This is a genomic window from Acidocella aminolytica 101 = DSM 11237 (assembly GCF_900129125.1).
GTDB classification, from domain to species: domain Bacteria; phylum Pseudomonadota; class Alphaproteobacteria; order Acetobacterales; family Acetobacteraceae; genus Acidocella; species Acidocella aminolytica.
The window spans coordinates 20,767-47,285 of the sequence record NZ_FQVJ01000029.1; the positions used below are offsets into that span (position 1 = coordinate 20,767).

26 protein-coding genes are annotated in these 26,519 nt (G+C 59.9%); 11 read left to right on the top strand and 15 right to left on the bottom strand.

All coding sequences use genetic code 11. From position 1 onward, the window contains the following. Nucleotide 1: 1 nt before the first annotated feature. On the top strand, nucleotides 2-1,222 hold the full coding sequence (locus tag BUB54_RS14235) for a heme biosynthesis HemY N-terminal domain-containing protein (RefSeq protein WP_048879790.1): 1,221 nt from the start codon (nucleotides 2-4) through the stop codon (nucleotides 1,220-1,222). A 19-nt stretch (nucleotides 1,223-1,241) separates the two neighbouring features. Here BUB54_RS14235 and BUB54_RS14240 read toward each other — a convergent pair whose 3' ends face one another. The 4 genes from BUB54_RS14240 to BUB54_RS14255 are packed head-to-tail and all read right to left on the bottom strand — an operon-like array spanning nucleotide 1,242 to nucleotide 7,013. Continuing rightward, entirely contained in the window at nucleotides 1,242-2,720 is a 1,479-nt protein-coding gene (locus tag BUB54_RS14240; RefSeq protein ID WP_048879791.1) for an aldehyde dehydrogenase, read from the bottom strand. Between the two features lie 5 nt (nucleotides 2,721-2,725). Further along, nucleotides 2,726-3,508, bottom strand: coding sequence for a carbon-nitrogen hydrolase family protein (locus BUB54_RS14245; RefSeq protein WP_048879792.1), 783 nt, complete (start codon nucleotides 3,506-3,508; stop codon nucleotides 2,726-2,728). Between the two features lie 3 nt (nucleotides 3,509-3,511). Next, nucleotides 3,512-4,894, bottom strand: a complete 1,383-nt coding sequence (locus tag BUB54_RS14250; protein WP_048879793.1) for a purine-cytosine permease family protein — start codon at nucleotides 4,892-4,894, stop codon at nucleotides 3,512-3,514. Nucleotides 4,895-4,904: 10 nt separating this feature from the next. After that, nucleotides 4,905-7,013, bottom strand: a complete 2,109-nt coding sequence (locus tag BUB54_RS14255; RefSeq protein ID WP_048879794.1) for an oxidoreductase — start codon at nucleotides 7,011-7,013, stop codon at nucleotides 4,905-4,907. Between the two features lie 203 nt (nucleotides 7,014-7,216). Between BUB54_RS14255 and argE the strand changes: the two genes are divergently transcribed. Next, nucleotides 7,217-8,353 carry an acetylornithine deacetylase gene (gene argE, locus BUB54_RS14260; RefSeq protein ID WP_048879795.1) on the top strand — a complete coding sequence of 379 codons (1,137 nt, stop codon included), beginning with the start codon at nucleotides 7,217-7,219 and terminating at the stop codon, nucleotides 8,351-8,353. Here argE and BUB54_RS14265 read toward each other — a convergent pair. Next, complete coding sequence (locus BUB54_RS14265; protein ID WP_241869432.1) at nucleotides 8,350-9,270, bottom strand: LysR family transcriptional regulator; 921 nt, start codon at nucleotides 9,268-9,270, stop codon at nucleotides 8,350-8,352. The genes argE and BUB54_RS14265 overlap by 4 nt on opposite strands. Before the next feature lie 102 nt (nucleotides 9,271-9,372). On the opposite strand from BUB54_RS14265, the gene BUB54_RS14270 reads away from it, so the two are divergent. After that, complete coding sequence (locus BUB54_RS14270) at nucleotides 9,373-10,050, top strand: DUF1028 domain-containing protein (RefSeq protein WP_048879796.1); 678 nt, start codon at nucleotides 9,373-9,375, stop codon at nucleotides 10,048-10,050. A gap of 16 nt (nucleotides 10,051-10,066) precedes the next feature. On the opposite strand, the gene BUB54_RS14275 is transcribed toward BUB54_RS14270, so the two are convergent. The 6 genes from BUB54_RS14275 to hutI form a co-directional block, all read right to left on the bottom strand. Beyond that, entirely contained in the window at nucleotides 10,067-10,774 is a 708-nt protein-coding gene (locus tag BUB54_RS14275; protein WP_048879797.1) for a class II aldolase/adducin family protein, read from the bottom strand. Continuing rightward, nucleotides 10,771-11,178, bottom strand: coding sequence for a RidA family protein (locus BUB54_RS14280; protein ID WP_048879798.1), 408 nt, complete (start codon nucleotides 11,176-11,178; stop codon nucleotides 10,771-10,773). The genes BUB54_RS14275 and BUB54_RS14280 overlap by 4 nt, the downstream gene beginning before the upstream one ends. 151 nt (nucleotides 11,179-11,329) lie before the next feature. Beyond that, on the bottom strand, nucleotides 11,330-12,991 hold the full coding sequence (hutU, locus tag BUB54_RS14285; protein WP_048879799.1) for a urocanate hydratase: 1,662 nt from the start codon (nucleotides 12,989-12,991) through the stop codon (nucleotides 11,330-11,332). Further along, a complete protein-coding gene (hutG, locus tag BUB54_RS14290) occupies nucleotides 12,988-13,776 on the bottom strand; it encodes an N-formylglutamate deformylase (RefSeq protein WP_048879800.1) in 789 nt (262 codons plus the stop codon). The genes hutU and hutG overlap by 4 nt, the downstream gene beginning before the upstream one ends. Beyond that, nucleotides 13,773-15,281: a histidine ammonia-lyase gene (gene hutH, locus BUB54_RS14295; protein WP_048879801.1), complete on the bottom strand. Its 1,509-nt coding sequence runs from the start codon at nucleotides 15,279-15,281 to the stop codon at nucleotides 13,773-13,775. Before hutH ends, hutG begins: the two co-directional genes overlap by 4 nt. Continuing rightward, nucleotides 15,278-16,501 (bottom strand): imidazolonepropionase, encoded by a 1,224-nt coding sequence (gene hutI, locus BUB54_RS14300; protein WP_241869433.1) that lies wholly within the window; start codon nucleotides 16,499-16,501, stop codon nucleotides 15,278-15,280. Before hutI ends, hutH begins: the two co-directional genes overlap by 4 nt. Before the next feature lie 24 nt (nucleotides 16,502-16,525). On the opposite strand from hutI, the gene BUB54_RS14305 reads away from it, so the two are divergent. The 3 genes from BUB54_RS14305 (at nucleotide 16,526) to BUB54_RS14315 (ending at nucleotide 19,010) form a co-directional block, all read left to right on the top strand. Continuing rightward, the gene (locus BUB54_RS14305; protein ID WP_048879802.1) at nucleotides 16,526-17,818 is read left to right on the top strand and encodes a formimidoylglutamate deiminase; all 1,293 of its coding nucleotides are present in this window, start codon (nucleotides 16,526-16,528) and stop codon (nucleotides 17,816-17,818) included. 2 nt (nucleotides 17,819-17,820) lie between these two features. Then, entirely contained in the window at nucleotides 17,821-18,558 is a 738-nt protein-coding gene (gene hutC, locus BUB54_RS14310) for a histidine utilization repressor (RefSeq protein ID WP_048879803.1), read from the top strand. Nucleotides 18,559-18,629: 71 nt separating this feature from the next. Further along, nucleotides 18,630-19,010, top strand: coding sequence for a hypothetical protein (locus BUB54_RS14315; RefSeq protein WP_048879804.1), 381 nt, complete (start codon nucleotides 18,630-18,632; stop codon nucleotides 19,008-19,010). Here BUB54_RS14315 and BUB54_RS14320 read toward each other — a convergent pair. Then, nucleotides 19,007-19,714, bottom strand: a complete 708-nt coding sequence (locus BUB54_RS14320; protein WP_048879805.1) for an NAD-dependent deacylase — start codon at nucleotides 19,712-19,714, stop codon at nucleotides 19,007-19,009. The genes BUB54_RS14315 and BUB54_RS14320 overlap by 4 nt on opposite strands. Before the next feature lie 191 nt (nucleotides 19,715-19,905). Between BUB54_RS14320 and BUB54_RS14325 the strand changes: the two genes are divergently transcribed. Genes BUB54_RS14325 through BUB54_RS14335 form a run of 3 tightly spaced genes read left to right on the top strand, consistent with a single transcriptional unit; the run spans nucleotide 19,906 to nucleotide 23,060 of the window. Continuing rightward, nucleotides 19,906-21,918, top strand: coding sequence for an FUSC family protein (locus BUB54_RS14325; RefSeq protein ID WP_048879806.1), 2,013 nt, complete (start codon nucleotides 19,906-19,908; stop codon nucleotides 21,916-21,918). After that, entirely contained in the window at nucleotides 21,915-22,121 is a 207-nt protein-coding gene (locus BUB54_RS14330; protein WP_048879807.1) for a DUF1656 domain-containing protein, read from the top strand. The genes BUB54_RS14325 and BUB54_RS14330 overlap by 4 nt, the downstream gene beginning before the upstream one ends. Nucleotides 22,122-22,133: 12 nt before the next feature. Continuing rightward, nucleotides 22,134-23,060, top strand: a complete 927-nt coding sequence (locus tag BUB54_RS14335) for an HlyD family secretion protein (protein WP_048879808.1) — start codon at nucleotides 22,134-22,136, stop codon at nucleotides 23,058-23,060. A 4-nt stretch (nucleotides 23,061-23,064) separates the two neighbouring features. On the opposite strand, the gene BUB54_RS14340 is transcribed toward BUB54_RS14335, so the two are convergent. The 3 genes from BUB54_RS14340 to BUB54_RS14350 form a co-directional block, all read right to left on the bottom strand. Continuing rightward, nucleotides 23,065-23,772 (bottom strand): DUF2272 domain-containing protein, encoded by a 708-nt coding sequence (locus tag BUB54_RS14340; RefSeq protein ID WP_241869434.1) that lies wholly within the window; start codon nucleotides 23,770-23,772, stop codon nucleotides 23,065-23,067. A gap of 89 nt (nucleotides 23,773-23,861) precedes the next feature. Then, a complete protein-coding gene (gene mtnA / locus BUB54_RS14345; RefSeq protein ID WP_048879809.1) occupies nucleotides 23,862-24,950 on the bottom strand; it encodes an S-methyl-5-thioribose-1-phosphate isomerase in 1,089 nt (362 codons plus the stop codon). A 14-nt stretch (nucleotides 24,951-24,964) separates the two neighbouring features. Next, a complete protein-coding gene (locus BUB54_RS14350) occupies nucleotides 24,965-25,441 on the bottom strand; it encodes a UPF0262 family protein (protein WP_373318320.1) in 477 nt (158 codons plus the stop codon). A 339-nt stretch (nucleotides 25,442-25,780) separates the two neighbouring features. On the opposite strand from BUB54_RS14350, the gene BUB54_RS20875 reads away from it, so the two are divergent. Both BUB54_RS20875 and BUB54_RS14360 read left to right on the top strand, forming a co-directional pair. Continuing rightward, on the top strand, nucleotides 25,781-25,975 hold the full coding sequence (locus tag BUB54_RS20875) for a hypothetical protein (RefSeq protein WP_048879811.1): 195 nt from the start codon (nucleotides 25,781-25,783) through the stop codon (nucleotides 25,973-25,975). A 75-nt stretch (nucleotides 25,976-26,050) separates the two neighbouring features. Continuing rightward, nucleotides 26,051-26,519 (top strand): hypothetical protein (locus BUB54_RS14360; protein ID WP_175556520.1); only part of this gene is annotated, 469 nt, incomplete at its 3' end.

Sequence of the window (26,519 nt, forward strand, 5' to 3'; positions counted from 1 at the left end):
AATGTGGAAGGCGCTGAAATTCTGCATCACCGCCGCCCTTGTTCTGGCGGTTGCCTGGTGGGTGGCCAGCCTGCCCGGTGAGGTGACGGCCAATGCCGGGGCGTACCAGATAAGCGCCCCCACGCCGATGGCACTGTTGCTGCTGGTGATTCTGGTGGGGTTGTTGATTATATTTTTCCGGGTGTTGGGCGGGCTGCGGCGCGCGCCGGGACAATTTGCAGGGTGGCGCGGGCAACGCCGGGTGGTGGCAGGCGAGGTCGCCTTGCAGCGAGGGCTGGTGGCCGTGGCGGCGGGCGACGCCAACGGCGCCAGAACAGCCGCGGCCAAGGCGCGAGCTAAACTAGGTGAAACACCCTTTGTGCAATGGCTAAGCGCCGAGGCGGCGCGGCTTTCCGGCCAGCAGGATGAAGCGCGGCAGGCATTTGAACGGCTGACCGAAAGCAAGGAGATGCGATTCCTGGGCTATCAAGGGCTGTTGCAGGACAGCCTGAAGGCCGGGCGAATGGATGATGCGGCGCGGCAGGTGGCGGCGGCTGAGGAGGCTTATCCCGGAGGGGCGTGGGCCCGGCAGCAAAGGCTGCATCTGGCCGTGACGGCAGAGAATTATGCCGCTGCCCTGCGGCTGACTCAAGAGCCGCGCGAGCGCGCCGCCCTAGCCGTGGCGGCGGCGGAAAAAGCGGAAACACCCAAGCTGGCGCTGGAATTTGCCAAGCAGGCGGTGAAGGCAGACCCGGCCTCTCCGGTGGCGGTGGCCGCATTGGCCAAGGCATTGCGCGGCGTGGGCAAGGAGCGCGCGGCCCGCAAGATATTGTCAAAAGGCTGGGCGGTGGCACCGCACAAGCTGTTGGCGGCGGCTTGGCTGTCGCCGGAAGCAACGGCTCTGGAACGCGCCCAGGCCGCCGCGCAGCTTGCGGCGCAGCAGCCGGGGCATATGGAATCAGAATTGCTACTGGCTGAAACCTCTCTGGCGGCGAAGCTGCCCGGTGAGGCGCGGCGCCACGCCCGCGCCGCGCTGGCGGCGGGAAATGAGGATGGCCGCGCCGCCGTGATTTTGGCGAAGCTTGATGATACCCTTGCTCCGGCTCCGGCTCCCACTTGGCGCTGCACCGCTTGCAAGACACAGCATGAGGATTGGAGCCCGGCCTGCCCCACTTGCGGCAAGCTTGGAACACTGACGGCAAACCATCCAGGCAAGGCGCTGGCAGCGACGCCGAACGGCTGAACCGCCAATCGGGACAGCATCAGGAATATTTGATCCAGGTGGTTTTCAGGGCGGAGAATTTCTCCAGCGCGTGCAAGGAAAGATCTCGCCCGAAGCCGGACTGACGAACCCCGCCAAAGGGCGTTTGCGGGCTGAGCGCATCAACCGTGTTGACTGAGACCGTGCCGACGCGAAGTGCTGATGAAACACGCAAAGCGCGGCTGATATCCTGCGTCCAGACCGAGGCGGCAAGGCCGTAAAGACTGTCATTGGCGAGGTGGAGCGCCTCTAACTCTGTCTCGAACGGCACCACGGCCAGAACCGGGCCGAACACTTCCTCATGCAGCAGGGCGGCATCAGCGGGTAGGCCGGTGAAGATGGTGGGCTGCATGAACGCCCCCGGCCGTGCCGCCGCCTGCCCGCCACAGGCGAGGGTTGCGCTGGCCTTGGCTTTTTCAACATGGCCCAGCACCTGGGTGAGATGCGCCGCGTCCACCAGCGCGCCCATGCGAGTTTGCGGGTCCAGCGGGTCGCCGGGCTGGTAGGCAGCGGCTTGGTTCACCAGACGGGCGGTGAACTCCTCCGCGACGGATTTTTCCACCAGCAGGCGGGAATTGGCGGAGCAGACCTGACCAGCATTGAAGAAGATGGCCATGGCCGCCGCTTCCGCAGCTTTGTCGAGATCCGAATCCGCAAAGATGAGGTTGGGGCTTTTGCCGCCGAGTTCGAGCCAAACCTGTTTGAGGTTACTCTCACCGGAATAGCCCATGAGGGTACGGCCTGTGCGGGTGGAGCCGGTGAAGGCGAGGCAATCCACATCGTTATGCAGGGCCAGGGCTTTGCCGGCCTCGTGCCCGAAACCGGTGACAATATTCAGAACACCATCCGGCAGACCGGCCTCGCGCGCCAGCTCCGCGAGGATGAGGGCCGAGAAGGGTGAACGTTCAGAGGGCTTCAGCACCACGCTGTTGCCCGCCGTCAGGGCGGGAGCACATTTCCATGCCGCCATGTCAAACGGGAAGTTCCAGGGCACGATGGCGCCGACGACACCCAGCGGCTCGCGCGTGACCAAGGCGAGGTTTCCCGCATTGGTAGACGCGACCTCGCCGGATTGCTTGTCGATGGCCTCGGCATAGAAACGCCAGACGGCGGCCGCGGCAGGAATATCGATGGCGGTGGCTTCTTCAACTGGTTTGCCCATGTCCAGGCTTTCAGCCAGAGCCAGACGGTCGGTATTAGCTTCGATCAGCGTGACCAGGCGGAGCAGGATGTCGCGCCGTTCGACCATGTCTTTGCCGCGCCAACGTTTGTCCTCAAAGGCAAGGCGGGCGGCTTGCACGGCGGCGTCGATATCCGCGGCGCTGCCCTGCGCGACCTCGCCCAGCAGCGCGCCGGTGGCAGGGTTGAGTTTGGAAAAACGGGCGGCGGCAGCCCGGGGGGCGCCATTGATGAACAGGTCAACCGGCAGCTTGGCCTGGGCGGCCAGGCTTTGCCATTCCTGGTGAGTCTTGCGTGACATGGGTCCTAATCTTGGCTGTTATAGAGGTCCGGCCGTCTGTCGCGCCGGTAGGGGAAGAGCGTGGCTGCCGCTTGCAGCGTGGCGTGGGAAATATCCGCCAGCAAAAGCGCCTCCCCTGCCCCGGCGACGGCGAGTGGGCGGCCGTCTGGCCCGGCGATGCAGGACCCGCCGAGATAAATGAGGCCGTCTTCTTCTCCGGCATGGTTGCAATAGCCGACGAAGATCTGGTTCTCGACCGCGCGGGCGGGTACGATCGCGCCAGGCACACAGCCATATTCGGGCGTGAGAGCGGTTGGGATGAGCAGCAGGTCTGCGCCAGAGAGGGCAACGTGGCGGACAGCCTCGGGGAATTCAACGTCGTAGCAGATCAGCAGGCCAATTTTCCAGCCGCGATAGGTGAAAGGCGACATGAAGGCGGCGCCGGGGCTATATTCTCCGCGCTCGAAATCACCGAAGAGATGCAGCTTACGGTAGAGGCCGAGACGAGCCCCGTCCGGCCCGATGGCGATGGCGCTGTTATAGATGGCGTCGCCATCCTGCTCGGCAAAGCCATAAACGATGGCGAGGCCGGTCTCCCGCGCGAGTGTGGCGATGGCGGTGGCGGCGGGGCCGTCTGATGGTTCAGCCAGCGTGGCCTGGACTGCGTTGTAACCGCCCAGCCAGCATTCTGGACAGAGCAGAAGCTCCGCCCCGGCGGCGGCGGCGGCGCGGGCCGTACGCGACAAGGCGGCGAGATTGGCCGCCTTGTCCGTAAGACGCCCCGTGGTTTGCCAAAGGGCGATGCGCATGGATCAGACCGTCGCCAGCTTGTTGGCGGAGTGGCGCTTCGCGATGACGTAATAGATCGGGCTGATGACGCAGAGACCGACGATCCAGGACAGATCCACACCATCCAAAGCCTTGGCGATTGGGCCGGTGTAGAGCTCTGTGGAGACGAAGGGGAGTTGAATGATGATGCCCAGAATGTAGCAGAAGATCGCCGCTTTGTTGAAACGGCCATAGGCGCCGCCTTCAGGGGTGAAAAAGGCGTTCACATCGTAATCGCCATGGCGAACGAGGTAGAAATCGACAAGGTTGATAGCGGTCCAGGGCACCAGCACGTAGAGCAGCATCAGGATGAAGTTGGTATAGGTAGCCAGGAAATTGCCTGCGGCAAACAGAGCGATCGACAGGCCGATAATGGTGATAATGATGGCCGTGACTGCGCGCGCCGTGGCCCCCGCCTTCCAGGACGGAATGAAAGTATGGATCAGTGTAATGGTGGAGAGCACGCCGCAATACAGGTTCATTGCGTTGGTGCCAGCGATGCCCACGGAGAAAATGATCACGATGGGGATGGCGGCTACGCCGGTGAAGGCGGTGAGGCCGGCGACCGGATCACCATTGGCGGCGACGAGGCCAAGCATGGCGCCCAGGATCATCGGAAGGATGGAGCCCAGCGAGCAGCCCCAGTAAGAAGCCCAGAAGGCGTGCTTGGCGCCAGTGTCGTGCGGCATGTAGCGACTATAGTCAGAGACGTAAGGCGCGTAGGCGATCTGCCAGAGCGCGCCGACCGAGACCATGCTGAAAAAGCCCGCGCTGTTGAAGCTGTTCATCGCCAGGAACTGGTTGGGCAAGCCATGCACCAGGACAATCCAGGCGAAGGTAAGCAGCAAGGCGAGACCCGACGCCCAGGTGAGGAAACGCGTGTAAGCGTGAATGAGATCATGCCCGAAAATGGTGGCGATGACGCTGACACAGGCGATGAAGACGATGAGCACATGCTCGTTAATGCCCAAGGCGATGGTGTGCAGCGACTGCCCGCCCAGCACGATATTGGAGGCCAGGAAGCCGACATACATGATGATGACAATGGCCACCACTAGCACCGCCCCTACCGTGCCGAACTGGCCGCGCGTCTGCACCATTTGCGGCACGCCTAGCTGCGGGCCCTGCGCGGAGTGCAGCGCCATGAAGATGGCGCCGACGAGATTGCCAACGGCGATGGAAAGCACCGCGCTGATGAAGTCCAGCTTGAACACGGCGGTGGCCAGTGAGCCGGTGATGATGGTGAGCATCATGATGTTCGAGCCGAACCAAATGGTGAACAGGTCACGCCAAGTGCCGTGACGCTGGTCCAGCGGTATTTGGTATATGGTATGTTGCTCGACTTTGGCTGGGGCTTCTGTGGCCATGGTTGTATCCTTAACGCTGGGGGTTGTGCGCCATGACGGCGCTGAAATCAAAAGGCAAAAGCGCCGCTACTTCCCGGCGGAAGGGCAAGGCGTCTGGGTCTGGGGTGGTGTCGAATTCCTCGGCATAACGGCGGCCGCTCCAGACGGCGGCGGCAATGGTGCCGGGGGCCAACGCATCACCAATAACGGTGACGCTTTTAATACCGGCGTCCGCCCAGTCGGCCTCTCGGGTGCGCAGGGCTTTGGCGAGGCCAAGGAGGGGCAGACGGGCAGTGACCAGGATCACGGCACCGGCCTCAATAGTTTCCTCACGCCCGGTGAAGGTACAAGCCAGCGTGGCGTGCCCGGCTTGCGCCCGCGCCAGGGTGCGGTTGGCGCGGATGATAATGTTTTGCTCCAGCAGACGAGCCTGGATTTTGTGCTGTTCCATGGTGTTGAAGGTCCAGGCGGAGGCACCGGCAGCGGGGGTGACGAGCGTAACCTCGTACCCCTCCTGGGCCAGAAGCTCGGCCAGGACGCCTCCCATATAGTAATGATCGTCATCATAAAGCAGCACCTGCTTTGCCTTTGGCCTTGCACCGGCCATCAGGTCATCCGGCGTGAAACATTCCACGCCTTCCAATGGAGCGGCATGAAGCATATTCCGTGCCACCGTATCGCGCCGCCAGGAACTGCCGGTGGCGAGAACGATATGCGCGAAGCCGAAACTCAGCAGGTCTTCAGCGGAGAGATCGCTTTCGAAGAAGGTCTCGAGATTGGTCATCGGCGTGATCTGGCCGATGCGGTAATCCGCGACGCGGCCCCAGGCGGAGAGCCCTGGCAGGCGGCGTTCGTGAATGAGGCGGCCGCCCAGCTCGCGCCCGCGCTCGGCCAAGGCAACCTCATAGCCGCGCCTGCCCAGCATCATCGCGGCTTCCAGCCCAGCGGGGCCGCCGCCGACCACCAGCACTCGGGCATCGCTCTCTTTGGCGCGGATATATTCAGGGTGCCAGCCGCGGCGCCATTCCTCGCCCATGGCCGGGTTTTGGGTGCAGCGGATGATGGAGGAAGTGTGATCTCCCGAGACGCAGATATTGCAGCCGATACATTCGCGAATCTCCTCGATACGGCCTTCACGGATTTTTTCGGGGATGAACGGGTCCGCGATTGAGGGGCGTGCGGCGCCGATGCAGTCTAGCACGCCCTGCTTGACCATGCGCACCATGAGGTCCGGCGAGGTGAAACGGCCGACGCCAACAACCGGCTTGGTGGTGAGTTGTTTCACGCCCCGCACATAAGGCTCCTGATACCCCTCCCCGACGAAGCGGGAGGTTTGGCTGTCATTATCCCATGAGGAGAGCGTGAGATCCCATAGGTCTGGCAGTTCGGCCAGATGGGAAATGACATCCCGCGCCTCGGCGGCGTGGAAACCTTCCTCGCCGATCATCTCGTCCACCGAAATCCGGCAAGCTACGCCTAGGGAATCGCCAACCGCGTCTTTAACCTCTTCGATCAGCTCTTTCAGCAGGCGGGCGCGGTTTTCCAGGCAGCCGCCATATTCATCCGTGCGCTGATTAAAGCGGCGAGAGAGAAAGAACATCGGCCCGCCAAAGAGTTTCCCGGCATAGACATAAACGATGTCATAACCCGCGCGTTTGGCCCGCAAAGCTGCGTCGCGGTGCCATCTGCGGAGATTACGGATGTCCTGCTTGTCCATCGCGCGGGCTTGCACGGGATCGTTAAAAACCGAGAAAACCGGCAAATCCGCCGGCCCCATTGGAATTTCTCGCGAATAGAGGTTGGGCGCGTTCATGCCGTTATGACAAAGCTGCAGGCCCGCGAGAGAGTCGTATTGATGAATCGAGTCCGCGACGCGGGCGAGCATCGGCACGTCTTGTTCACTCCAGACGCGCAGCTCTATAAAGGGACAGATTTCAGCGCTGGGATGGATTTCCGCCTGCTCTGAACAGACAACACCCCAACCGCCCTGCGCCTTGACCGCGCGCATGGTGGCCAGCGCCGAAGGGTCACGATAGCCCATGCCGTTGCAATGCGGCACCTGGAAAAAGCGGTTTTTCGCCACCACTGGCCCTATGCGGACCTGATCGAACAAAATATCGTAGCGGGGATCTCGCGCCAAACCGATAACACTCCATCTATTAAGTTACTGTCAGCTTACATGAGTTTTTCTTGGCCGGAATTCGAATTAACTGAAGCACGGATAACCATTTCTCTGTGCATAAGGATAAAATTTAAGCAAATGCCCGGCGTTCGCGCCTGCAGCAAAGGCAATGACGGAAAAGGGGTTGCCGAACGGTGAGGCTGCGCTAGACATAGGGTGACATGCTTACAACCGCAGATATCCTCGCCACGTTGATCGCGTTTCCCACCATCAGTGCTGACAGCAATGAGGCGCTGATGCATTGGAGCGCCGCGCGCATTAGTGAAGCCGGTGGACGAATTCGAGTTCTTGATGGCGCCAAGCCTGGAAAACTCAATATGTTGGCGAGTTTTGGGCCCAATACGGGAACGGGGATTGTGCTTTCCGGCCATAGCGATGTGGTACCCGTGGCCGGGCAAGCCTGGACAACGGACCCGTTTGGGCTGACCTGCAAGGATGGCAGACTGTATGGCCGCGGCACCAGCGACATGAAAGGCTTTTTGGCCGCCTGTCTGACCGCCGCAGCGCGCGCAGACAAAGAACGGCTGATCCGCCCGCTGCATCTGGCTTTTTCCTACGATGAGGAGATTGGCTGCGTAGGCGTGCGGGATATGCTGGACCGACTGGTACAAGACGGGTTTCAGGCCGAAGGCTGCGTGATTGGAGAACCAACGGAGCTGAAAGTGGCGCTGGGACATAAAGGTAAGCTGGCGGGCTGCATCTGCTGCACGGGGCTGGCCGCGCATTCCGCCAATCCGGCTTTGGGCTGCAACGCGATTTCATTGGCGGCAGAGATGATTTGCGAGGCCGAAGAGTTGCAGACGGAATTGCAGGCCAGCGGCACGCATGATGAGGCCTATCCCTTCCCTATCACGAGTGTTCATATTGGCACCATTGAAGGTGGCACCGCGCTGAATATCGTGCCCGACCATTGCGAGATGCGCTTTGAGATCCGCAATGTCGCGGGCGACGATCTGCACGCACTGGTTGAGAAATTACGGAAGCGAGCGGAAAAAATTGTAGCTCGCCACAGCAAGGGAAAAATCGAAATCGAAACGGACAATGAATATCCGGGGTTGGATACGCCGCGTGACGATGCTTTCGCGCAAAAGATATTAACGGCAGCGGGAACCGACGCCTGCAAGATCAGTTTTGGCACAGAAGGCGGGCTGTTTAAGGAGCGGCTGCAAATGCCGGTGGTGGTGTGCGGCCCCGGCAGCATAGATCGGGCGCACAAGCCGGATGAATATGTGATGCAGGACGAACTTGATGCCTGCGATGCTTTTTTGGACCGGGTGATTGCCGGACTGTACTGTTAGCCGGTTCCCGGCAAGGGTTTGTCCAGCAGCAAATCGCGGCATAGCTCCATGAAGGCTTCCGCCGTGGGAGTGCGGCGCAGGCCTTTCAAAGTGGCGATGCCGTAAATGAGGGGGCGGAGCTTGTCCTCCAGCGCCAGATAGGACAGCTTATGGCCGTCCAGCGTAATGACGTTTTTGGGTTGAGCATTGGCCAAGCCGTACCCCTCGCCACGGGCGACTAAGCTGCGGATGATATCGATATAAGCGTAGCGTCCGACAATGTTGGGGGAGAGTCCGGCCTCGCGGAACAGAGACAGGAAATAGTCACGGCTCATCGGCAGGTCGAGCAGCAGAAAATCCTCGTCGTGCAGTTCCTTAAGGCTGATGAAGCGCCGCCGTGCGAAACGGTGCGAGGCGCCGACAAAGGCGTAAGGCGGCAGGGGGGCCATCGGCGTGAATTCAAAGTCCGGCGGGATGTTCATGTCGTAGGTCAGCAGCAGTGCGATGCGGCCGTTACGCAAAGCTTCAAACAACTCCGACTGATTGCCCGCCACGGCGTTGGCGCGGGCCTCCGGGTAAAGCTTGCGGAACTCCGAGAGCAGCTCAGGTACCGCCAGCGGGAACAAGGTGGAGAGACAGCCGATTTCAATAGGACCGGCGACTTTGGCAGAGATCAGAGAGGCTGCGTTCTGCACTTCCTCGGCTTGCATTAGCAGCGCCCGAGCTTCCCGCAGAAAACGTTGGCCCTCCGCGGTGAGGGAAAGGCCCTGGGCGTGGTGGCGGATGAAAAGCTGGATGCCGAATTCCTCCTCCAACGCGGTGATGGCGGAGGAGATTGAGGGCTGGGAAATATTCACGCGCTCAGATGCCAAGGTGATACTGCCGGTTTCCGCCGTGGCGACGAAATAAGTGATTTGTTTGAGGGTAAAGCGCATCATGGTCGAGGAACTCAAAAAATTTGAATCAGGCTATCAGAAGATTTTATTTTACAAAAGCAAAACCAACCATGAAACCGGACATGACCGGATAGGAGCTAGTGCATGACTTTTTCACTCGTGGCTCGGTGCTCGCGCACAGGGCAATTTGCCGTGGCGGTCACGTCATCCTCCCCCGCCGTGGCGGCGCGCTGTGCCTTTGCGCGAGCGGGGATTGGCGCTGTGACCACGCAGAATGTGACTGACCCACGGTTGGGGCCGAAGATGCTGGCAGCGCTGACGACGGGGCGAAATGCTGAGACCGCCCTGCAGGAGGCGGTTAGCGGGGCGCATTTTTCTGAATACCGGCAGCTTACGGTGATTGATGCACAAGGGGGCACGGCATTTTATTCCGGCGCCAAGACGCTGGGCGTGTATGGCGCCGCGCAGGGGCATGACGCGGTTTCCGCTGGTAATTTACTGGCGAACCAGAATGTGCCGCAGGCGGTGGTGGGGACGTTTGCGGCTTCTGACCCCGCCTTGGAATTAGGCACGCGGGTGATGGCGGCGATGCGGGCCGGGCTGGCGGCCGGAGGCGAGGCTGGGCCGCTGCAGTCCGCCGGGATTTTGGTGGTGGATAAGGAGGCTTGGCCAGTCGCGGATTTGCGGGTAGACTGGCATGACACGCCGCTGGATGAACTTGCCCGGCTTTGGAAAATTTGGCAGCCGCAAATGTATGATTATGTGACGCGCGCGCTGAACCCAACGGCCGCGCCTTCTTACGGTGTACCGGGGGATGAGTAATCCCCCGGCTCTCTGCTTATGAAAGATAGTCCGGGGGAAGATGCCTACGCATATGCGCGAAATGCGCGTCGCCGAATTCGGGCTCATTCTCCCAGGCGCGGGCGGTTTTTTCCGCGACCTCGTCGTTGAGAATGTTCAAGGGCTGGCCTGAACCGTAGGCCAGCAGCAAGGTGCGGGCCGCGCGCTCGAAATGGTAAAAGGCATCGAAAGCGTCGGCCGCGTTTGCGCCGATTGTGAGCAGACCGTGATTGCCCATCATCAGGATTTTCTTTTCACCCAGAATTTTGGCTAGCCTTTCACCCTCGGCAACATGGTCGGCGACGCCAGCATAGGCGTCGTCGATGGCTACGCGGTTGAAGAAGCGTGCGCTGGTCTGGTCCACCGGGTAGAGGGTGGGGTCTTTCAGGCAGGACAGCGCGGTGGCGTATATAGGGTGCAAATGCACCACGCAGCGCGCCTGGGGCAGCAGACGGTGAATGGCGCCGTGAATAGCCCAGGCGGTGCTGTCTATATCGTCCGGCAAGTCCTGGGACGTGCTGTCCAGAAGTGCCAACTCGGATGCTTTCAGCGTGGCGAAGTCCCTCCAGCGGCGATTGATGAGGAATTGCGCGCCGTCATCGGACGCCGCCAGGGAGATGTGGTTTGCGGTGGCTTCCTGCCAGTCGAACCGGGCGGCGAGACGGCAGAGAGCAGCGAGCTCCCCGCGTAGCCGTGCCTCGCTCATGGAAGCTCCGCGATGACGTCGATCTCAACCAGCCATTCCGGGCGGGCGAGTGCGACCACGACAAGGCCGGTAAAGACCGGATAAACGCCTTTCAGCCAGCGCCCGGCGCTGCGGTACACAGCCTCACGGTGGCGGATGTCCGTAAGATAGACAGTGACTTTGCAAATATGTTCGAGCGTGGCGCCGCATTCACGCAGCAGCATGTCGATATTCTGCATCACCTTCTCGGCTTGGCCGGCGGGGTCCCCTACCGCGACGTTTTCGCGTGTGTCGAGATCCTGCGGGACTTGGCCGCGCAGATAGATCGTCTTACCGGTGACAACTGCCTGGCAGAGATCGTTATCGAGATTCTGCTCAGGATAAGTGTCTTTGGTGTTGAAGGGGCGAATACGTTTGTGAATCATACCTTGCTCCGCTGCAGGCCGGAACGGCCAGAGTAACCTTAAGCCAGGGGTGTTGGTTTTTTAAAGTCGATAGTGCGGAGCTTCTGGATAAGATCGCCCGAAGCAGTTGCACGGTTTCACGGCTAAAACCGCGCAACGGCCGCGGAAACGTTCAGAGGGACGGCAGGTCGAGCTTGAATTCCCGTGCGCAGTCCTGGGCGATTTCATAACCGGCATCGGCATGACGCATCACACCGGTGGCGGGGTCGTTCCAGAGCACGCGTTCAAGACGCTTCGCGGCTTCGGGCGTGCCGTCAGCGCAGATGACCATGCCGGAATGCTGAGAGAAGCCCATTCCCACACCGCCGCCATGATGCAGCGAGACCCAGGTGGCGCCCGACGCGCAATTGAGCAAAGCGTTGAGCAAAGGCCAGTCTGAAACAGCGTCCGAGCCGTCCAGCATGGATTCCGTCTCACGGTTGGGGGACGCGACGGAGCCGGAATCAAGATGGTCTCGGCCGATTACAACCGGGGCGGAAAGCTCGCCGCGCGCGACCATCTCGTTAAACGCAAGGCCGAGACGGTGCCTGTCTCCCAACCCTACCCAGCAGATGCGCGCGGGCAGGCCCTGAAAGGAGATACGCTCCCGCGCCATGTCCAGCCAGTTATGGAGGTGTTTGTCGTGCGGCAGAAGCTCTTTCACCTTTTGATCGGTCTTGTAAATATCCTCCGGGTCGCCAGAGAGAGCGGCCCAGCGGAACGGACCGATGCCACGGCAGAATAGCGGGCGGATATAAGCGGGCACAAAGCCAGGGAATTCAAAAGCGTGAGAAACGCCCTGCTCTTTCGCGCGCTGGCGGATGTTGTTGCCGTAATCGAACGTGGGCACGCCCATCTTCACAAACTCAAGCATGGCGCAGACATGCTGGGCCATGGAGGCGCGAGCGGCATCTTCTACCGCTTTTGGATCGGTTTCGCGTTTGGCTTCCCATTCCGCAACGCTCCATCCGATGGGGAGATAACCATTGACCGGGTCGTGGGCGGAGGTTTGGTCTGTCACCATGTCCGGTTTCACGCCACGCTTGAGAAGATCCGGCAGAATTTCCGCGGCATTACCGAGCAGCGCCACGGAGACGGCTTTTTTCTCAGTACGGGCACGGTCGATGATTTCCAGCGCTTCGTCGAGGTCTTTGGCCTGCACATCAACATAGCGGGTTTTCAGGCGCATTTCGATGCGGCTCTGCTGGCATTCAATGGCAAGGCAGGAGGCTCCTGCCATGGTAGCGGCGAGCGGCTGGGCGCCGCCCATGCCGCCCAGACCGGCGGTGAGCACCCAGCGACCAGCAAGGTCTCCATTATAATGACGCCGGCCAGCTTCAACGAAGGTTTCGTAAGTACCCTGAACAATTCCCTGGCTGCCAATATAAATCCAGGAGCCGGCCGTCATCTGGCCATACATCATCAGCCCCTTGCGGTCGAGCTCGTTGAAATGAGACCAATTAGCCCAGTTGGGCACCAGATTAGAATTGGCAATAAGGACGCGAGGGGCATCCGGGTGGGTGCGGAAAATGCCGACGGGTTTGCCAGATTGGATGAGCAGGCTTTGATCGTCTTCAAGGCGCTTGAGGGCGGAGACGATGCGGTCAAACGCGTTCCAGTCCCGCGCGGCGCGGCCGATGCCGCCATAGACCACCAGTTCCTCCGGACGCTCGGCCACCATCGGGTCAAGATTATTCATCAACATCCGCAAGGGCGCTTCGGTGAGCCAGCTTTTCGCGGAAAGTTTCGAACCATGGTCCGCGCGGATCACGCGCGCATTGTCGAGACGGGTCATGCGCAGAGGCCTTTCAGGATGGTTTCGAGAGTGGAGAGGATGGGTGCGGGGGTTTGCAAAGGGGCTGGCCACGTTTCGGGCGTGACGGGATCCGGCTCCTGCATATAGCCACGGCAGCCCAGCTCCATTTGGATGGCATGGATGTTGCGCGCGGGATCGCCGTAATGGCGGGTGATCCAGCCGCCTTTGAAACGGCCATTGACAGTATAGGAAAAACCGCTGGCGGCGCAGGCGCGTTCAACTTGCGCCTGCAAGGTAGGCGCGCAGCTTTGGCCGCTATTGGTGCCGATATTGAACTGCGGCAGCTCGCCATCAAACAGGCGCCGAATGCGGCTGCGGATGGAGTGGCAGTCATATAGCACCGCGCGGCCATGCAAAACATGGATACGCTCAATTTCAGCGCGCAAGGCGGCGTGGTAGGGGACGAAATAAGTTTCGCGACGGCGGGCGATTTCAGCTTCATCCGGTGGAGTGCTTTTATAAAGCGGCTCGCCGTCAAAGGTTTCCGTGGGGCAAAGCCCCGTGGTCGCTTGGCCCGGATAGAGCGAGACGCCGGACGGGTCGCGGTTAAGGTCGATCACCGAACGGGAGATATGCGCGGCGATAATGGTGGCGTCCATTGTTGCGGCAAAGCTGTAGAGGGCGGGCAGATGCCAATCCGCATCCTTGCGAGCGAGCCAGTCTGAGACGAACAGCCCTGAAAATTCATCTGGGATTTCCGTTCCCGCATGAGGGATGGACAGAATTACAGGGGCGTTGCCCCGGCGCAGTGTGAAAAAGCTCATGCCACCCCCGGCAAGGTTTCAAAGGCCAGGGCGCCCGCTTGCAGCAGGATGATGGCTTTTTGCATATCAGGCGCGAAATGCCGGTCTTCCTCCAGCTTTGGCACGGCCCGGCGCAGGGTGGCGCGGGCATCTTCCAGGACGGCTGAGGAGTTCAGCGTGTGGAAGTCACAACCTTGAGAGGCTGCCAGCCATTCAATGGCGATGATGGCACGGAGATTTTCATTCATGACCAGCAGACGGCGCGCGCCATGGGCAGCCATGGAGACATGATCCTCCTGATTGGCTGAGGTGGGGATGGAATCAACCGAAGCGGGAAAAGCGCGCCCTTTATTCTCGGAAACCAAGGCAGCGGCCGTAACTTGCGGGATCATGAAGCCGGAATTCAGGCCGGGTTTGGGGGTCAGGAACGCGGGAAGGCCGGAAAGAACAGGATCAACCAGAAGTGAGATGCGACGTTCAGTCAATGAGCCGATCTCACAAATGGCCATGGCGATCATATCCGCCGCGAAGGCCACGGGCTCGGCATGGAAATTGCCGCCGGACAGAGCCTCGGTGGGGTTGGTGAAGATCAGGGGATTGTCCGTTACGCCGTTGGCCTCGGTTTCCAGCGTGGCGGCGGCTTGGCGCAGTACATCCAAAACCGCGCCCATGACCTGCGGCTGACAACGCAGGCAATAAGGGTCTTGCACGCGTTCATCGCCCTTTAAATGCGAGGCGCGGATAGCAGACCCGGCCATGAGGTTGCGCAGCGCATCCGCAACCTGCTTCTGGCCTTTATGTTTGCGCACGGCGTGGATCCGCGGATCGAACGGTGCGTCGGAACCCTTGGCTGCATCCGTGGAGAGTGCGCCAGTGACGAGGGCGGCGCGGAAATTACGCTCGGCCTCGAACAACCCCGCGAGGGCGTTGGCGGTGGAAAATTGAGTGCCGTTGAGCAGCGCCAAACCCTCCTTCGGGCCCAGCGCGAGGGCGGTGAGACTGGCCTCTTGCAAGGCTTGGGCAGCCTCTTTGCGAGTGCCGTTGATGTAGATTTCACCAACGCCCATCATCGCGGCGGTCATGTGCGCGAGAGGTGCGAGATCACCTGAGGCGCCAACAGAACCTTGCGCGGGCACCACGGGAATGAGGTTTTTCGCCAGCATGGCTTCCAGCATGCGAACCGTTTCCACACGCACCCCTGATGCGCCCTGGCCGAGCGATCCCATTTTCAGCGCCAGCATCAGCCGCGCGACAGGGATGGGCATAGGCTCGCCAACACCGGCGGCGTGGGAGAGGACGAGATTGCGTTGCAAGGTGGCAAGATCATCATCCGCAATGCGGACGGAGGCCAGCTTGCCGAAGCCGGTGTTGATTCCGTAAATCGGTTCGCCACGACTGAGAATTTCGGCCACGGCGTTGGCCCCGTCCTGGATGGAAGGAAGGGCCTGCTCATCAAGTTCAATGGATTCGCCTTGATAGATCGCGCGCCATTGGGTGAGGCTCATGGCCCCAGGGGTGAGTTTCATACGGCACTCCAGATGCGTTGATGTAACGGGTTGAACCCGATGCGATAGACAAGTTCCGCCGGGCGTTCGATGTTCCAGATGGCAAGATGGCATTTGGCACCGGCCTTCAATACGCCTACCCTCTCGCGGCCCAGCGCGACGGCGGCGTGCCGGGTGACGCCGAGCAGACATTCCTCGACCGTCAGGCGGAATTGCGTGGCCGCCATGTTCATTGCCAGCAGCAAGGAGAAAAGCGGCGAGGTGCCGGGGTTGAGATCCGTGGAGACCGCCATGGGCACGTTATATTTCCGGAACGCCGCGACTGGCGGCAGCTTGGTTTCGCGCAGGGTGAAGAAGGCGCCGGGCAGAAGCACAGCGACGGTGCCGGATTTGGCCATTGCAGCAGCGGCATCTTCGCTGGTATATTCAAGATGATCCGCCGAGAGCGCGTCGAAGCGCGCGGCGAGTTCTGCACCGTGCAGGTTCGAAAGCTGGTCTGCGTGGAGCTTGACTTTAAGCCCGTGCCGCGTGGCGGCGGCGAAAACCTGTGACATTTCCTCAGGCGAGAAGGAGATGCCTTCGCAAAACCCGTCAACGGCGTCGGCCAGATTGTGTGCCGCGACGTGGGGGATCATCTCCGTGCAGAGTAGGCGCAGATAATCGGCACGGGAAAGCTCTGGCGGGAAACCGTGTGCGCCAAGGAAGGTAGGGGAAATATCGGCGACGCCACTTAATGATTTGGCGACTTCAAGGCATTTATACTCCGATTCAGGCGAGAGGCCGTAGCCTGATTTGACTTCGATGGTAGTAACACCTTCGGCAATCAGGGCCGCCATGCGCTTTTGCGCTTCTGTACGCAGCGTGGCCGCGCTGGCTTCGCGCGTGGCCTTCATGGTGCCGAGAATGCCGCCGCCCGCACGGGCGATTTCCTCATAGCTGGCGCCGTTCAGCCGTGATTCAAACTCCGCCGCCCGGTCCCCGGCATAGATAAGATGAGTGTGGCAATCGATGAGGCCGGGGGTGATCCAACGGCCTTCACAATCTATCATTTCGACCGTGTCCATGGTTCGTGACGGTCCGGCGTAGAGGATATGCCCGCCTGCTTCAGCCACCATTCCATTTTCAACCACGCCCAGTCCTGGCAGCGCCGGGTCCATGGTTGCCAGCCTCGCATTGGAAAAAATCCGCTCTGCCCGCATGTTCTGTACCTTGGCGTTGAGTGGGATAAGTTGTATATACATATCCATCCTCAGGAGGCCTGTCCAGTGTCCGAACGCATCATTTTTCGCCACGCCCTTCTGCCCGGTGGCTGGGAAGAGAATGTCGCCCTTACGATGAGTAATGGCGTGATCAGTAAGATTGAGACCGGTGTCGCGGGCGGCACGGCGATTGCCCTACCCGGCATGCCGAACCTGCACAGTCATAGCTTTCAACGCGCCATGGCCGGGCGGGCGGAATTGCGTGGGCCGACTGCGGATAGTTTCTGGACATGGCGGGAACTGATGTATCGGCTGGCCTTGTCTCTGGATCCGGATGATGTGCAGGCCATAGCCAGATTGGCATTTACCGAAATGCTGGAGGGTGGATTTACCGCCGTAGCAGAGTTTCATTACCTCCATCATGCGCCGGATGGATCGCCTTATGCGGATATTGGTGAAATGGCTTCACGCCTGACCGAGGCGGCGAATGAGGTTGGGATTGAGCTGGTGCTTTTGCCTGCATTTTACGCACATTCAGGCTTTGGTGAGCAAAAGCCCGCCGAAGGGCAGCGGCGGTTTATCAATTCACTCGACAGCTACGCGAAACTTCATGCGCGATGCCGGGCTTTAACGACCACCGGTTGTGCCCCGCACTCATTGCGTGCAGCCACGCTGGAGGAAATTGACGCCTTGGCGGCGTTGAATGGCGACGCGCCGTTTCATATTCATATCGCTGAACAAGCCGCCGAAGTGGAGGCGTGCATTGCGTATTCCGGAGCGCGACCGGTAGAATATTTGCTGGCGAATGCGCCGGTTTCGCCGGGCTGGTGCTTGGTTCATGCCACCCATATTACCCGGGCCGAGGCGCTGGGCATGGAAAAAGCCCAGGTAGTAGCCGGGCTTTGCCCGATCACAGAGGCAAATCTGGGGGATGGGATTTTTCCTGCACAGCATTATAGCGGCGCTTATGGCATTGGTTCAGATTCGAATGTGCTGATCGATGTGGGGCGGGAATTACAGATGCTTGAATATTCGCAGCGTCTTGGCCAGCGTCAGCGTAATGTCATGGCCACTGAGGCGATCCGCCCGACCGCGACAGCGCTTTATCAACGCACCCTTGATGGGGGCGCGCGGGCTTTGAGGATGCGCCAGGGCCTAAGCGTGGGTGCCCCCGCCAGTTTTGTGACCATTGCGGGCGACAACCCGGAGCAAGCCTTGGCAGAGGCCGTGTTTACCTCACGCCAAACCAGGATACACGATGTATGGGTGCGCGGTAGGCAAAGAGTGTGGAATGGGCGGCATGAAAATGCCACCGCCGCCTGCGCGGGTTTTGATGCCGTGCTGCGCAAACGGCTGTGACCATGAGCGAGATGCGCCCCCAAAGGCTTTATGAGCAGATAAAAACCTATCTGCGCGACGGGATTGCGGCGGGAATCTGGAAGGCGGGGGAGAAAATTCCATCAGAGTTTGAACTGATGGACATGCTGGGGGCCTCGCGCATGACTGTGCACCGCGCGTTGCGAGAGCTTTCCACCGAGGGGGTGCTGATGCGCGTGCAAGGGGCGGGAAGTTTTGTGCAGTCCCCTCCCCCGCGCTCTCCGTTGCTGGAAATTCATGACATCGCTGAGGATATTGCCCGGCGCGGCCATACTCACCGGGCCGAGGTGCTGGTGCTCGAGGCACGGGACGCCAAAGTTGATATCGCGGCGGAGTTTGGGTTGCGGCCCCGCGCGCGGCTGTTTTATTCTGAGATTTTGCATTTTGAGAATGACATTCCGGTACAGCTGGAAGAGCGTTATGTTTCGCCCGCTTTTGCGCCGGACTATCTGGCGCAGGATTTTCGCTCCATCACGCCCAACCGCTATCTGCAATCCATCGCGCCACCGCATGAGGTGGAACATATTCTTCACGCCACGACCGCGGATGAACGGTTGCGGGGCCTGCTGCGGATGGGGCCGCATGAGGCCTGTTTGTGCTTGTTGCGGCGTACCTGGACCGAGACAGGAACCGCCACGCGATCTTTACTGACCCACCCCGGCAGCCGGTATAGTCTGGGCAGCCGCTATAAGCTGGCGGATTTTCACGCCCGGCCGGGGTGAAATCAAAACACTTTCTAAATAATTTCTATACAGTTAAACTTCGTCCAGTCTGCGTTGAAAGGCTAGATAAGGTGGATCGCGATAGTCTTGTTCTTGCGGTGGTGCTGGGAGTGCTATGCCTGGGTATTCTTGGGATTGGGATGGATTTGCTGGCCAGCGTGCTGCGCGGTAAAAGCCAGCCAGCCCTCGCTGATGATGCTTTGCGGCATTTTCTGCGCGCCGCGCCGCCGATGCCAGACGCAGAACAGGACGCGGCAAAGCTGGATGACAAACTCAGGAACGCGGAATTATTCACTTTCCGCCGTCAAACCAGCCGGGGGTTTGCCGCCATGCAGCCAAACCCGAAGCGCTTCCGCCCGGCAAAGGAGGCGCTGGGAGATGGGCCAACGCCGGTTGATTTCGCGGTTATCCGCAAGGAGGTCCGCGCCGCGTTGGGGGATGGAGCGGGTTAAGCTGCTTCCTCCACTCCCAGGCGGCGCAGAAATTCGGGCACACCCTGGCTGGCCGGGGCTGCGATCACATGGTCGAACACGTGCCCGCCGGTGGGGGTGGGATTGATTTCATACAGCAAGCAGTTGCGCCCGTTCCGCCGTGCCTCCGCCGCGAACCCCGCCGCCGGATATACCACGCCAGACGTGCCAATGGCGCAGAATACATCCGCCTCATCCAAAGCAGCTACGATTTCGTCCATATAATAAGGAATTTCGCCGAACCAGACGATATCCGGCCGCATAGCGGCGGCGCCGCAAGCCGGGCAAAGCGTTTCAACCCCGGCATCGTCCAGCCAGTGGCAGGTTTCACCGCAGGAGGCGCAGACGAGCTTTCGCAGCTCGCCATGCATATGCAGCAGGACGCGGCTGCCCGCGCGCTCGTGCAGGTCGTCCACGTTCTGCGTCAACAGCAAAAAATTGCCGCGCCCCTGCCAGGCACGTTCCAGCGCCGCCAAGGCCAGATGCGCAGGGTTTGGGGCAACTAGGTGCAGTTGGGCGCGACGGCGGTTGTAAAAGTCATGCACCAAGGAGGGATCGCGGAGAAACCCCTCTGGCGAGGCGACATCCTCGATCCGGTGCTTTTCCCACAGCCCGTCCGCAGCGCGGAAGGTAGAAATACCGGATTCCGCGGAAATTCCCGCCCCGGTCAGCACCACGATATTCAAGCTATACCCTCCTGGTTTCAGCAGTTGGCAGGCTAACAAGCCATGGTCAGAATTGAAACCGCTTCCCTGAGATGGAGAGGGAAGTTAAGAAGGCATGGGAGAAACAAATAAAATTCCAGGCCGTGGACTCGCAGGGCGGCCTTGCAAACTAAGTCTACCTTGCTGCTACGTTTTCATGTTTCCAGGGAACAATGCCGAAGCCGGAAGAACTCATCTTTGCCCTGAAGACTTTCACCGGCGCCATGCTGGCCTTCTATATCTCTTGCTGGCTGGGGCTGGATAACCCTTATTGGTCCATGGCAACGGCCTTCATTGTCTCACACCCTTATGCGGGCGCCATGCGCTCAAAGGCTGTTTACCGTTTCTTCGGTACGCTGATTGGCGGCACAGCGGCGGTGGTTTTGGTGACAACACTGGTCAACGCGCCGGTCTTGCTGTGCATTGGCATGGCGCTTTGGGTGGGGCTTTGCCTTTATATCGCATTGATGGACCGTTCAGCGCGGGCCTATACCTTTATGCTCTCAGGCTATACAGCGGGGATTATTGGGTTTCCCTCCGTCACCAACCCAAGCTTTGTGTTTGAAACCGCGCTAACGCGGTGCGAGGAGATCACGCTCGGCATTGTCTGCACCACGTTGGTTGGAACACTGATCTTACCGCGCGCCATGGGACCGGTGCTAGCGCGGCGTATTACATCCTGGGTGAAGCCGGGGGTTGATTGGACAAGTGCTGCCCTGGCCGGGGAGGGTGAGTCCCAGCCCGCGCGGGAAGCAAGACGGAGGCTGGCGTTTGAGGCCACGGATGCGGCGATGATGGTCTCACAGCTGGGCTATGACATTTCCTACATGCAGGCCGCTGTGCGGCAAGTTACTAGGCTGCGCATGTATGTGATCAGCCTGATGCCGATTTTAAGCTCCATCGGCCAGCGTGTAGCGGAGTTGCGGCGGCTTGATGGCCTGACACCTGGCTTGCAAACCGTGCTGACCCATACCGATGAATGGGTGAAGGCCGGAAAGACCGAAGGCGCGAATGAGCTTCTGCGTGAAATTAAGACGCTGGAGCATGAACCACTCAACTGGAACGGGCTGCTGCGCACCAGCCTGGCCTTGCGGTTGGAGGAGTTGGTGCGGATTGTACTGCACTCCCGCCAGCTGCGCCGCCATGTGATGGACGGCACGCCCGCCCCGGACAGCCCGGCGCTGGAAGCGGAATATATCGCCATCATACGCCAGAACCGTGACCATAAGCTGGCGTTTCTCTCGGCTTTTTCAGCTGCGCTCTCGATTTTGCTGGTATGCGCGATCTGGATTGAAACCGCCTGGGCTTATGGTGCGGGGGCGGCGATTATGGTGGCGGTGGCGACGTCGTTTTTTGCTGCGCAGGATGATCCGGCCCCGGCTATCGCGCAGATGCTGCGCAATTCGGCGATCGTGATTATTGGCATCTTTGTTTATGACTTCGCCATTCTGCCGAAAGTGGTTGGGTTTGAAGAATTATATCTGGTGCTGCTGCCCGTCGGGCTGATTATTGGCGTGTTGGTCTCCCGTCCCGCGACATTTGGCACGGGCATGGTGCTAGGCGCGGTGGGCGCCACGCAGCTTGCCATGAGCAACGGGTATCAGATCAACTTTCTCAAATTCGCCGGCACGTCTTTCAGCCTGTTGATCGGGTTGGGCAGTGCGTTGATTATCACGCAACTTATCCGATCTGTTGGCGCGGCGTGGAGTGCTGGCCGTTTGATGCGCGCTAACTGGCAGGATGTAGCCGCAGCCGCCGAAGCCGGAGCAGCTCCTGACCGGGCCGCACTAATCGGCATTATGATGGATCGGCTGGGGCTGATGATGCCACGTCTGGCCGCGGTGGCCTCCGGCGCGGATAGCGCGGCGGCCGGGACGCTTCTGGATTTGCGGGTGGGCCTCAACATCATCGGGCTGCACCGTGAACAATGGCGCCTGCCGCCTGAAGCGTGCACAGCAAGCCAGTCGATCTTCCGGTGCATCGCCGCTTATTACCGCGCCAACCCGCGCAAGCCGCCGCCCAACAAGCTGTTGCAGTCTCTGGATGAGGCCATGCAGCCGCTGATGCAGGATGCGTTGGCATACCGCTCGGCACTCATGATTATTTCCGGCCTGCGCTCAGTGCTGTTCCCGGATGCACCGCCGCCGGTATTCGCCTCTCCCACCCCTGCCCTGGTTGCCTCATGATCGGTGAAATCAACATCTATGGCGTGCTGTTTCCGCCCTTACTTATCTGGGTGGGCCTTGCGCTGCTGCTCTCCACGCTCATTCGGCGTGGGGTGGCAGCCGCGGGGCTGTACCGTTTTATCTGGCACCGGCCGTTATTTGATCTATGCCTGCTCGTTATGCTGACAGGCCTCATCAGCCTCACCGCCAACCGTTTTTTTTGAGCCTGGAGTTCCATGAAGCCCGTCTCCTTCATTCCCCGCTTTCTAGTCACGCTGGTGGCCGTGGCCATTGCTTGCTTCATCGGCTGGCAACTCTGGGTCTATTATATGGACAGCCCCTGGACGCGGGACGGGCGCGTGCGGGCGGATGTGGTGTCTCTGGCACCAGATGTGACCGGGCCGGTGGTCAAAGTGTTCGTGCAGGATAACCAGTCCGTGCAGGAGGGTGAGCCACTGTTCCAAGTTGATCCGTCGCGCTTCAATTTGGCACTGGCCCAGGCCAAAGCCGCGCTGGCACAGGCCAAAGCGGCGGAGAGTAAGGCGCACGCCACCATGCTGAACGCCGAGCAGAACGCAGCGCGCTATGCGGCGCTGTCCAACAGTGCGACCTCCGCGATCTCGCGCGATGATGCTTCGACCCAATCGCTGGAAGCGAAGGCAGCTTATGAAGCCTCACAGGCCGCGACCGCAGCCGCGCAGGCGGATCTTGGTGTCGCGGAATTAAACCTGACACGCAGCACCGTGCGCTCAACGGTGAACGGGGTGGTGACGAACTTCTCCATGAAGCCGGGTGATTATGTGAGCCGGGGAACGCCGGTGATGGCGATTGTCGATACGGACTCGCTTTATGTGGATGGGTATTTCGAGGAAACCAAGCTGCGCCACATACAGGTTGGAGACAAGGCGAAGGTACAGCTGCTACAGGGCGGCAAACCGATTTTGGGACATGTGCAGGGCTTTGCGGCTGGCATTGCGGACCATGAGCGCATCGCCGCACCGACCCTGCTGGCGGACGTTAATCCGACCTTTACCTGGGTGCGGCTGGCCGCGCGGATTCCCGTGCGGATTGCCATAGACCATGTGCCGACGGGCACGCATCTGGTGGCAGGCATGACCGCGACAGTTGAAATTGAACCCAACCACAAGGATAAGCAGAAATAGGCACTTAGTTCCGCGCGTAGAGAACTTTAACGACCACGAACCAATTTTCAGGATTATCCGACAGCAGCCCCTGCGCGGTGGCGTGCAGGGGCTGCATCATCACCGAATCATCCACATTCCCGCCGACAACATCAACACGCCCCGGCCCACCACCGGTTACGATACCGCAGTGAGATGGAAAGAAGCCGGTTGTGGGCAGGTCTTTAAAGGCCATGTTCCGCGCGCGGCCACGTGCGAAACAGACCAGATCGCCCTGGCGGGGGGCGTAGTCTTTTGGGTTCTCAGCGATCAGCAATTTGCCTGGACGATAAGGGCGCGCGGCATAATCGATATAAAAAGCGTGATCGGGTGCATAGGGGAAGTTTGGCCCGGCACCGGCGATCCGCATGACATAAGAGATGAAAGCGGCGGACCAGGCATAATGGCCGTTGCGAGAGACAGGGAAAATCTGACCGCGCGCATTATGTTTGCCGGTCCAACGTGAATCCGGCTGACTGGTGTTCATACCCTCCCACCAATATTCGCCAACGCGCTGCCACAAGCCTTGCTGACGCTCCGCCATTGTGGCTGCATGCTGTGTGTAAGACTGGCCATATGTGTAAGTTTCAGCTCCCCAGAGCCGCCATTCCCGCAAAGCCACCGCAACGGCGGCGCTGCGGGAGAACGGCTCGTAAGGACCATTGGCGAATGGCGGAGCATGATTTTGCGCCACACAGCCGGATAAAAAGCCCCCAAAAAGAAAGGCCGCTTTTTTGGAAAAAAGCGGCGCAGGAAGCTTTTTGTTATGCGGAACGAAACGTTTCACGCTAGGTCGCTAAACATCTCTGTCAGGGCAGCTTCTGTTGCGTCGCACAGCCCGCGCTCAGTGATCAGCCCAGTGACAAGACGCGCGGGCGTCACATCGAACGCCGGATTGGCGGCGGGGCTGGAGGTCGGCACAATGCGCACGGTGGCGATGGACCCATCCATCGCTCGGCCGGTCATGGTGGTGACTTCCGAAGCCGCTCGTTCCTCAATGGGGATTTCGGAAACGCCGTCGCGGATGGTCCAGTCGACTGTCGAGGAGGGGAGCGCCACCCAGAATGGCACACCGTTATCCCGTGCCGCCAACGCCTTTAAGTATGTGCCAATTTTATTGCAAACATCGCCCTGACGGGTCACGCGGTCGGTGCCGACAATCACCAGATCCACTTCACCATGTTGCATGTAATGACCACCTGCATTGTCTGCGATGACGGTGTGCGGCACGCCATGCTTGCTCAACTCCCACGCAGTAAGCGAAGCGCCCTGGTTGCGCGGGCGGGTTTCTTCCACCCATACATGTACATTGACGCCGGAATCATGAGCCATATAAATCGGCGCCAAGGCGGTGCCCCAATCAACCGTTGCAATCCAGCCCGCATTGCAATGGGTCAGTACATTAACCCGTTTTCCGGTCTTGGCTTTTTCTTGAATCAACGCCAGACCGTTACGGCCGATCGCCTCGTTCACCGCGACATCTTCATCGCAGATTTTCGCGGCTTCGGCATAGGCGGCGCCAATGCGGGCGGAGGGTTCGAGCTTCTGCAGCAGCTCACCCATTCGCTGTAAGGCCCAACGCAGATTGATAGCGGTGGGACGGGTGGTACCCAAAACATCCAGCGCTTGCGCCAAAGCGGCGTCTGACGCATCGGTACGCATTGCCAGGGCCACACCATAGGCCGCGGACGCGCCAATCAACGGTGCGCCGCGCACTAGCATTGCCTTGATGGCGTGTGCCATTTCCTCAAGCGTGGTGAGGCGGACAAGATCCACACTCCAAGGCAGCTTGGTCTGGTCGATAATGCGGACAGACCAGCCATCTGTCTCGTCCACCCAGATCGAGCGGTATGGGGTGCCGTCAATTTTCATGATGTTAAGGTTTCCTAAAGTGTTTGATGCAAGGCGCAGACGAGGGTGAATAAACGCCGCGCGGTGGGAAAATCAATTACCACCTTGCCCGCCAGCCTTTCGAGCATAAGTTCAGCGCCTTCATTATGCAGGCCGCGCCGACCCATATCGATAGCCTGGATCCGTGCTTCCCGCCCTTCAGCAACCGCGCTGGCATAAGAATCTAGCAGCATCCGGTAATCACGGATGAGTGTTTTAAACGGCCCCAACGCCAGCAGCACGGCCTGCACGGGCTTGTCTTCAGCGTCACGGACATCGAACACTAGCCGTCCTTCCTGAATGGAAAGATGCAGGATGCTTTGCAGATCAGAATAGCCCGGCAAATAAAATTCGTTTTCCTGCGCTAGATCAAGGACAGCCTGTTCACGGTCGGCCTGTTGCAGGGCGGAGATGCGGTGCAGCGCTTCTCCCTCCAAAAACACCTGCGTCAGCCTGCCTTTTGCATCCGCCATGTTAGCCTCCCGCGCCATTCAGAGTACCAGCCATCTCTTTTTAAATCCTGATCATCTTATCAGCCGTGCAAACTAGCCTTCTTCGCGTCTGCCCAATGCCACGCCAATCATTCATGGTAACCATAACCTTTATGGAAAGCGCCGACAAATGGCCATTTTCAGCTTTGGTTTCCGCAGCCGGAACAGCGTTCACGCCAGCATGTGTGCCAAACTACAACCCGCAAAAAGCTGTTTAACGAGCAAGGCACAACGCTGTTTTCATCCTTTCTCGAAATGGTTTGAAAGAGGCAAAAAAGTGTCCTCCAGGTGGCGCTTTGACAGCGGCGGTCTTCATTACGCATGGCCATTCGTCAATATTATGAAAAAAATGATGCAAATCCGGCTGTTTGCTTACGCTTTTTATTGACAGCGCGGTGTGAGAAGCTGAATAGCGAGTCTAGCGTGCAGTATGCGATTCGCATCGCGGCCAAGCTTGAAGTTCTGTTGGTTAAAATGCCAGCACGCGAAATTGAGAAGGACGGCTTGCCGCCGTAAGGAAGAGATTTCTGTGCCAGGTCCGTGCCAACGGGAATTCAACGATAACTCTATGAACGCTAAGGAGCATGTTTCGTGACTATTGAAGACAAGAACAACAGCGAGCGGGCGCAGCCGTTGGCCGTGCGGGCCACCGCAACAAAAACCGCGGCAAAAAAACCGGCCACCAAGAAAGCAGCCGTGAAGAAACGCGCCACCAAGAAGCCGGCAACCGCGCGTAAGACCGCCGCAGCTGCCAAAAAGCCGGCAACCGCGCGTAAGACCACCGCAACTGCCAAAAAGCCGGCAACCGCGCGTAAAACCACCGCAGCTGCCAAAAAGCCGGCAACCGCGCGTAAGGCCGCCACAGCTGCCAAGAAACCGGTAACCTCACGCAAGACCGCCACAGCTGCCAAGAAACCGGCAACCGCACGCAAGACCGCCGCAGCTGCCAAGAAACCGGTAACCTCACGCAAGACCGCCGCAACTGCCAAGAAACCGGCAACCGCGCGTAAGACCGCCGCAGTTGCCAAGAAACCGGCAACCGCACGTAAGACCGCCGCAG

Bases quoted from the DNA above. Each gene is read 5' to 3' on its own strand.
- BUB54_RS14235 (WP_048879790.1), top strand. From the start codon at position 2: ATGTGGAAGGCGCTGAAATTCTGCATCACCGCCGCCCTTGTTCTGGCG.
- BUB54_RS14240 (WP_048879791.1), bottom strand. From the start codon at position 2,720: ATGTCACGCAAGACTCACCAGGAATGGCAAAGCCTGGCCGCCCAGGCC.
- BUB54_RS14245 (WP_048879792.1), bottom strand. From the start codon at position 3,508: ATGCGCATCGCCCTTTGGCAAACCACGGGGCGTCTTACGGACAAGGCG.
- BUB54_RS14250 (WP_048879793.1), bottom strand. From the start codon at position 4,894: ATGGCCACAGAAGCCCCAGCCAAAGTCGAGCAACATACCATATACCAA.
- argE (WP_048879795.1), top strand. From the start codon at position 7,217: ATGCTTACAACCGCAGATATCCTCGCCACGTTGATCGCGTTTCCCACC.
- BUB54_RS14265 (WP_241869432.1), bottom strand. From the start codon at position 9,270: ATGATGCGCTTTACCCTCAAACAAATCACTTATTTCGTCGCCACGGCG.
- BUB54_RS14270 (WP_048879796.1), top strand. From the start codon at position 9,373: ATGACTTTTTCACTCGTGGCTCGGTGCTCGCGCACAGGGCAATTTGCC.
- BUB54_RS14275 (WP_048879797.1), bottom strand. From the start codon at position 10,774: ATGAGCGAGGCACGGCTACGCGGGGAGCTCGCTGCTCTCTGCCGTCTC.
- BUB54_RS14280 (WP_048879798.1), bottom strand. From the start codon at position 11,178: ATGATTCACAAACGTATTCGCCCCTTCAACACCAAAGACACTTATCCT.
- hutU (WP_048879799.1), bottom strand. From the start codon at position 12,991: ATGACCCGTCTCGACAATGCGCGCGTGATCCGCGCGGACCATGGTTCG.
- hutG (WP_048879800.1), bottom strand. From the start codon at position 13,776: ATGAGCTTTTTCACACTGCGCCGGGGCAACGCCCCTGTAATTCTGTCC.
- hutH (WP_048879801.1), bottom strand. From the start codon at position 15,281: ATGAAACTCACCCCTGGGGCCATGAGCCTCACCCAATGGCGCGCGATC.
- hutI (WP_241869433.1), bottom strand. From the start codon at position 16,501: ATGTATATACAACTTATCCCACTCAACGCCAAGGTACAGAACATGCGG.
- hutC (WP_048879803.1), top strand. From the start codon at position 17,821: ATGAGCGAGATGCGCCCCCAAAGGCTTTATGAGCAGATAAAAACCTAT.
- BUB54_RS14325 (WP_048879806.1), top strand. From the start codon at position 19,906: ATGCCGAAGCCGGAAGAACTCATCTTTGCCCTGAAGACTTTCACCGGC.
- BUB54_RS14330 (WP_048879807.1), top strand. From the start codon at position 21,915: ATGATCGGTGAAATCAACATCTATGGCGTGCTGTTTCCGCCCTTACTT.
- BUB54_RS14335 (WP_048879808.1), top strand. From the start codon at position 22,134: ATGAAGCCCGTCTCCTTCATTCCCCGCTTTCTAGTCACGCTGGTGGCC.
- mtnA (WP_048879809.1), bottom strand. From the start codon at position 24,950: ATGAAAATTGACGGCACCCCATACCGCTCGATCTGGGTGGACGAGACA.
- BUB54_RS14350 (WP_373318320.1), bottom strand. From the start codon at position 25,441: ATGGCGGATGCAAAAGGCAGGCTGACGCAGGTGTTTTTGGAGGGAGAA.
- BUB54_RS20875 (WP_048879811.1), top strand. From the start codon at position 25,781: ATGGCCATTCGTCAATATTATGAAAAAAATGATGCAAATCCGGCTGTT.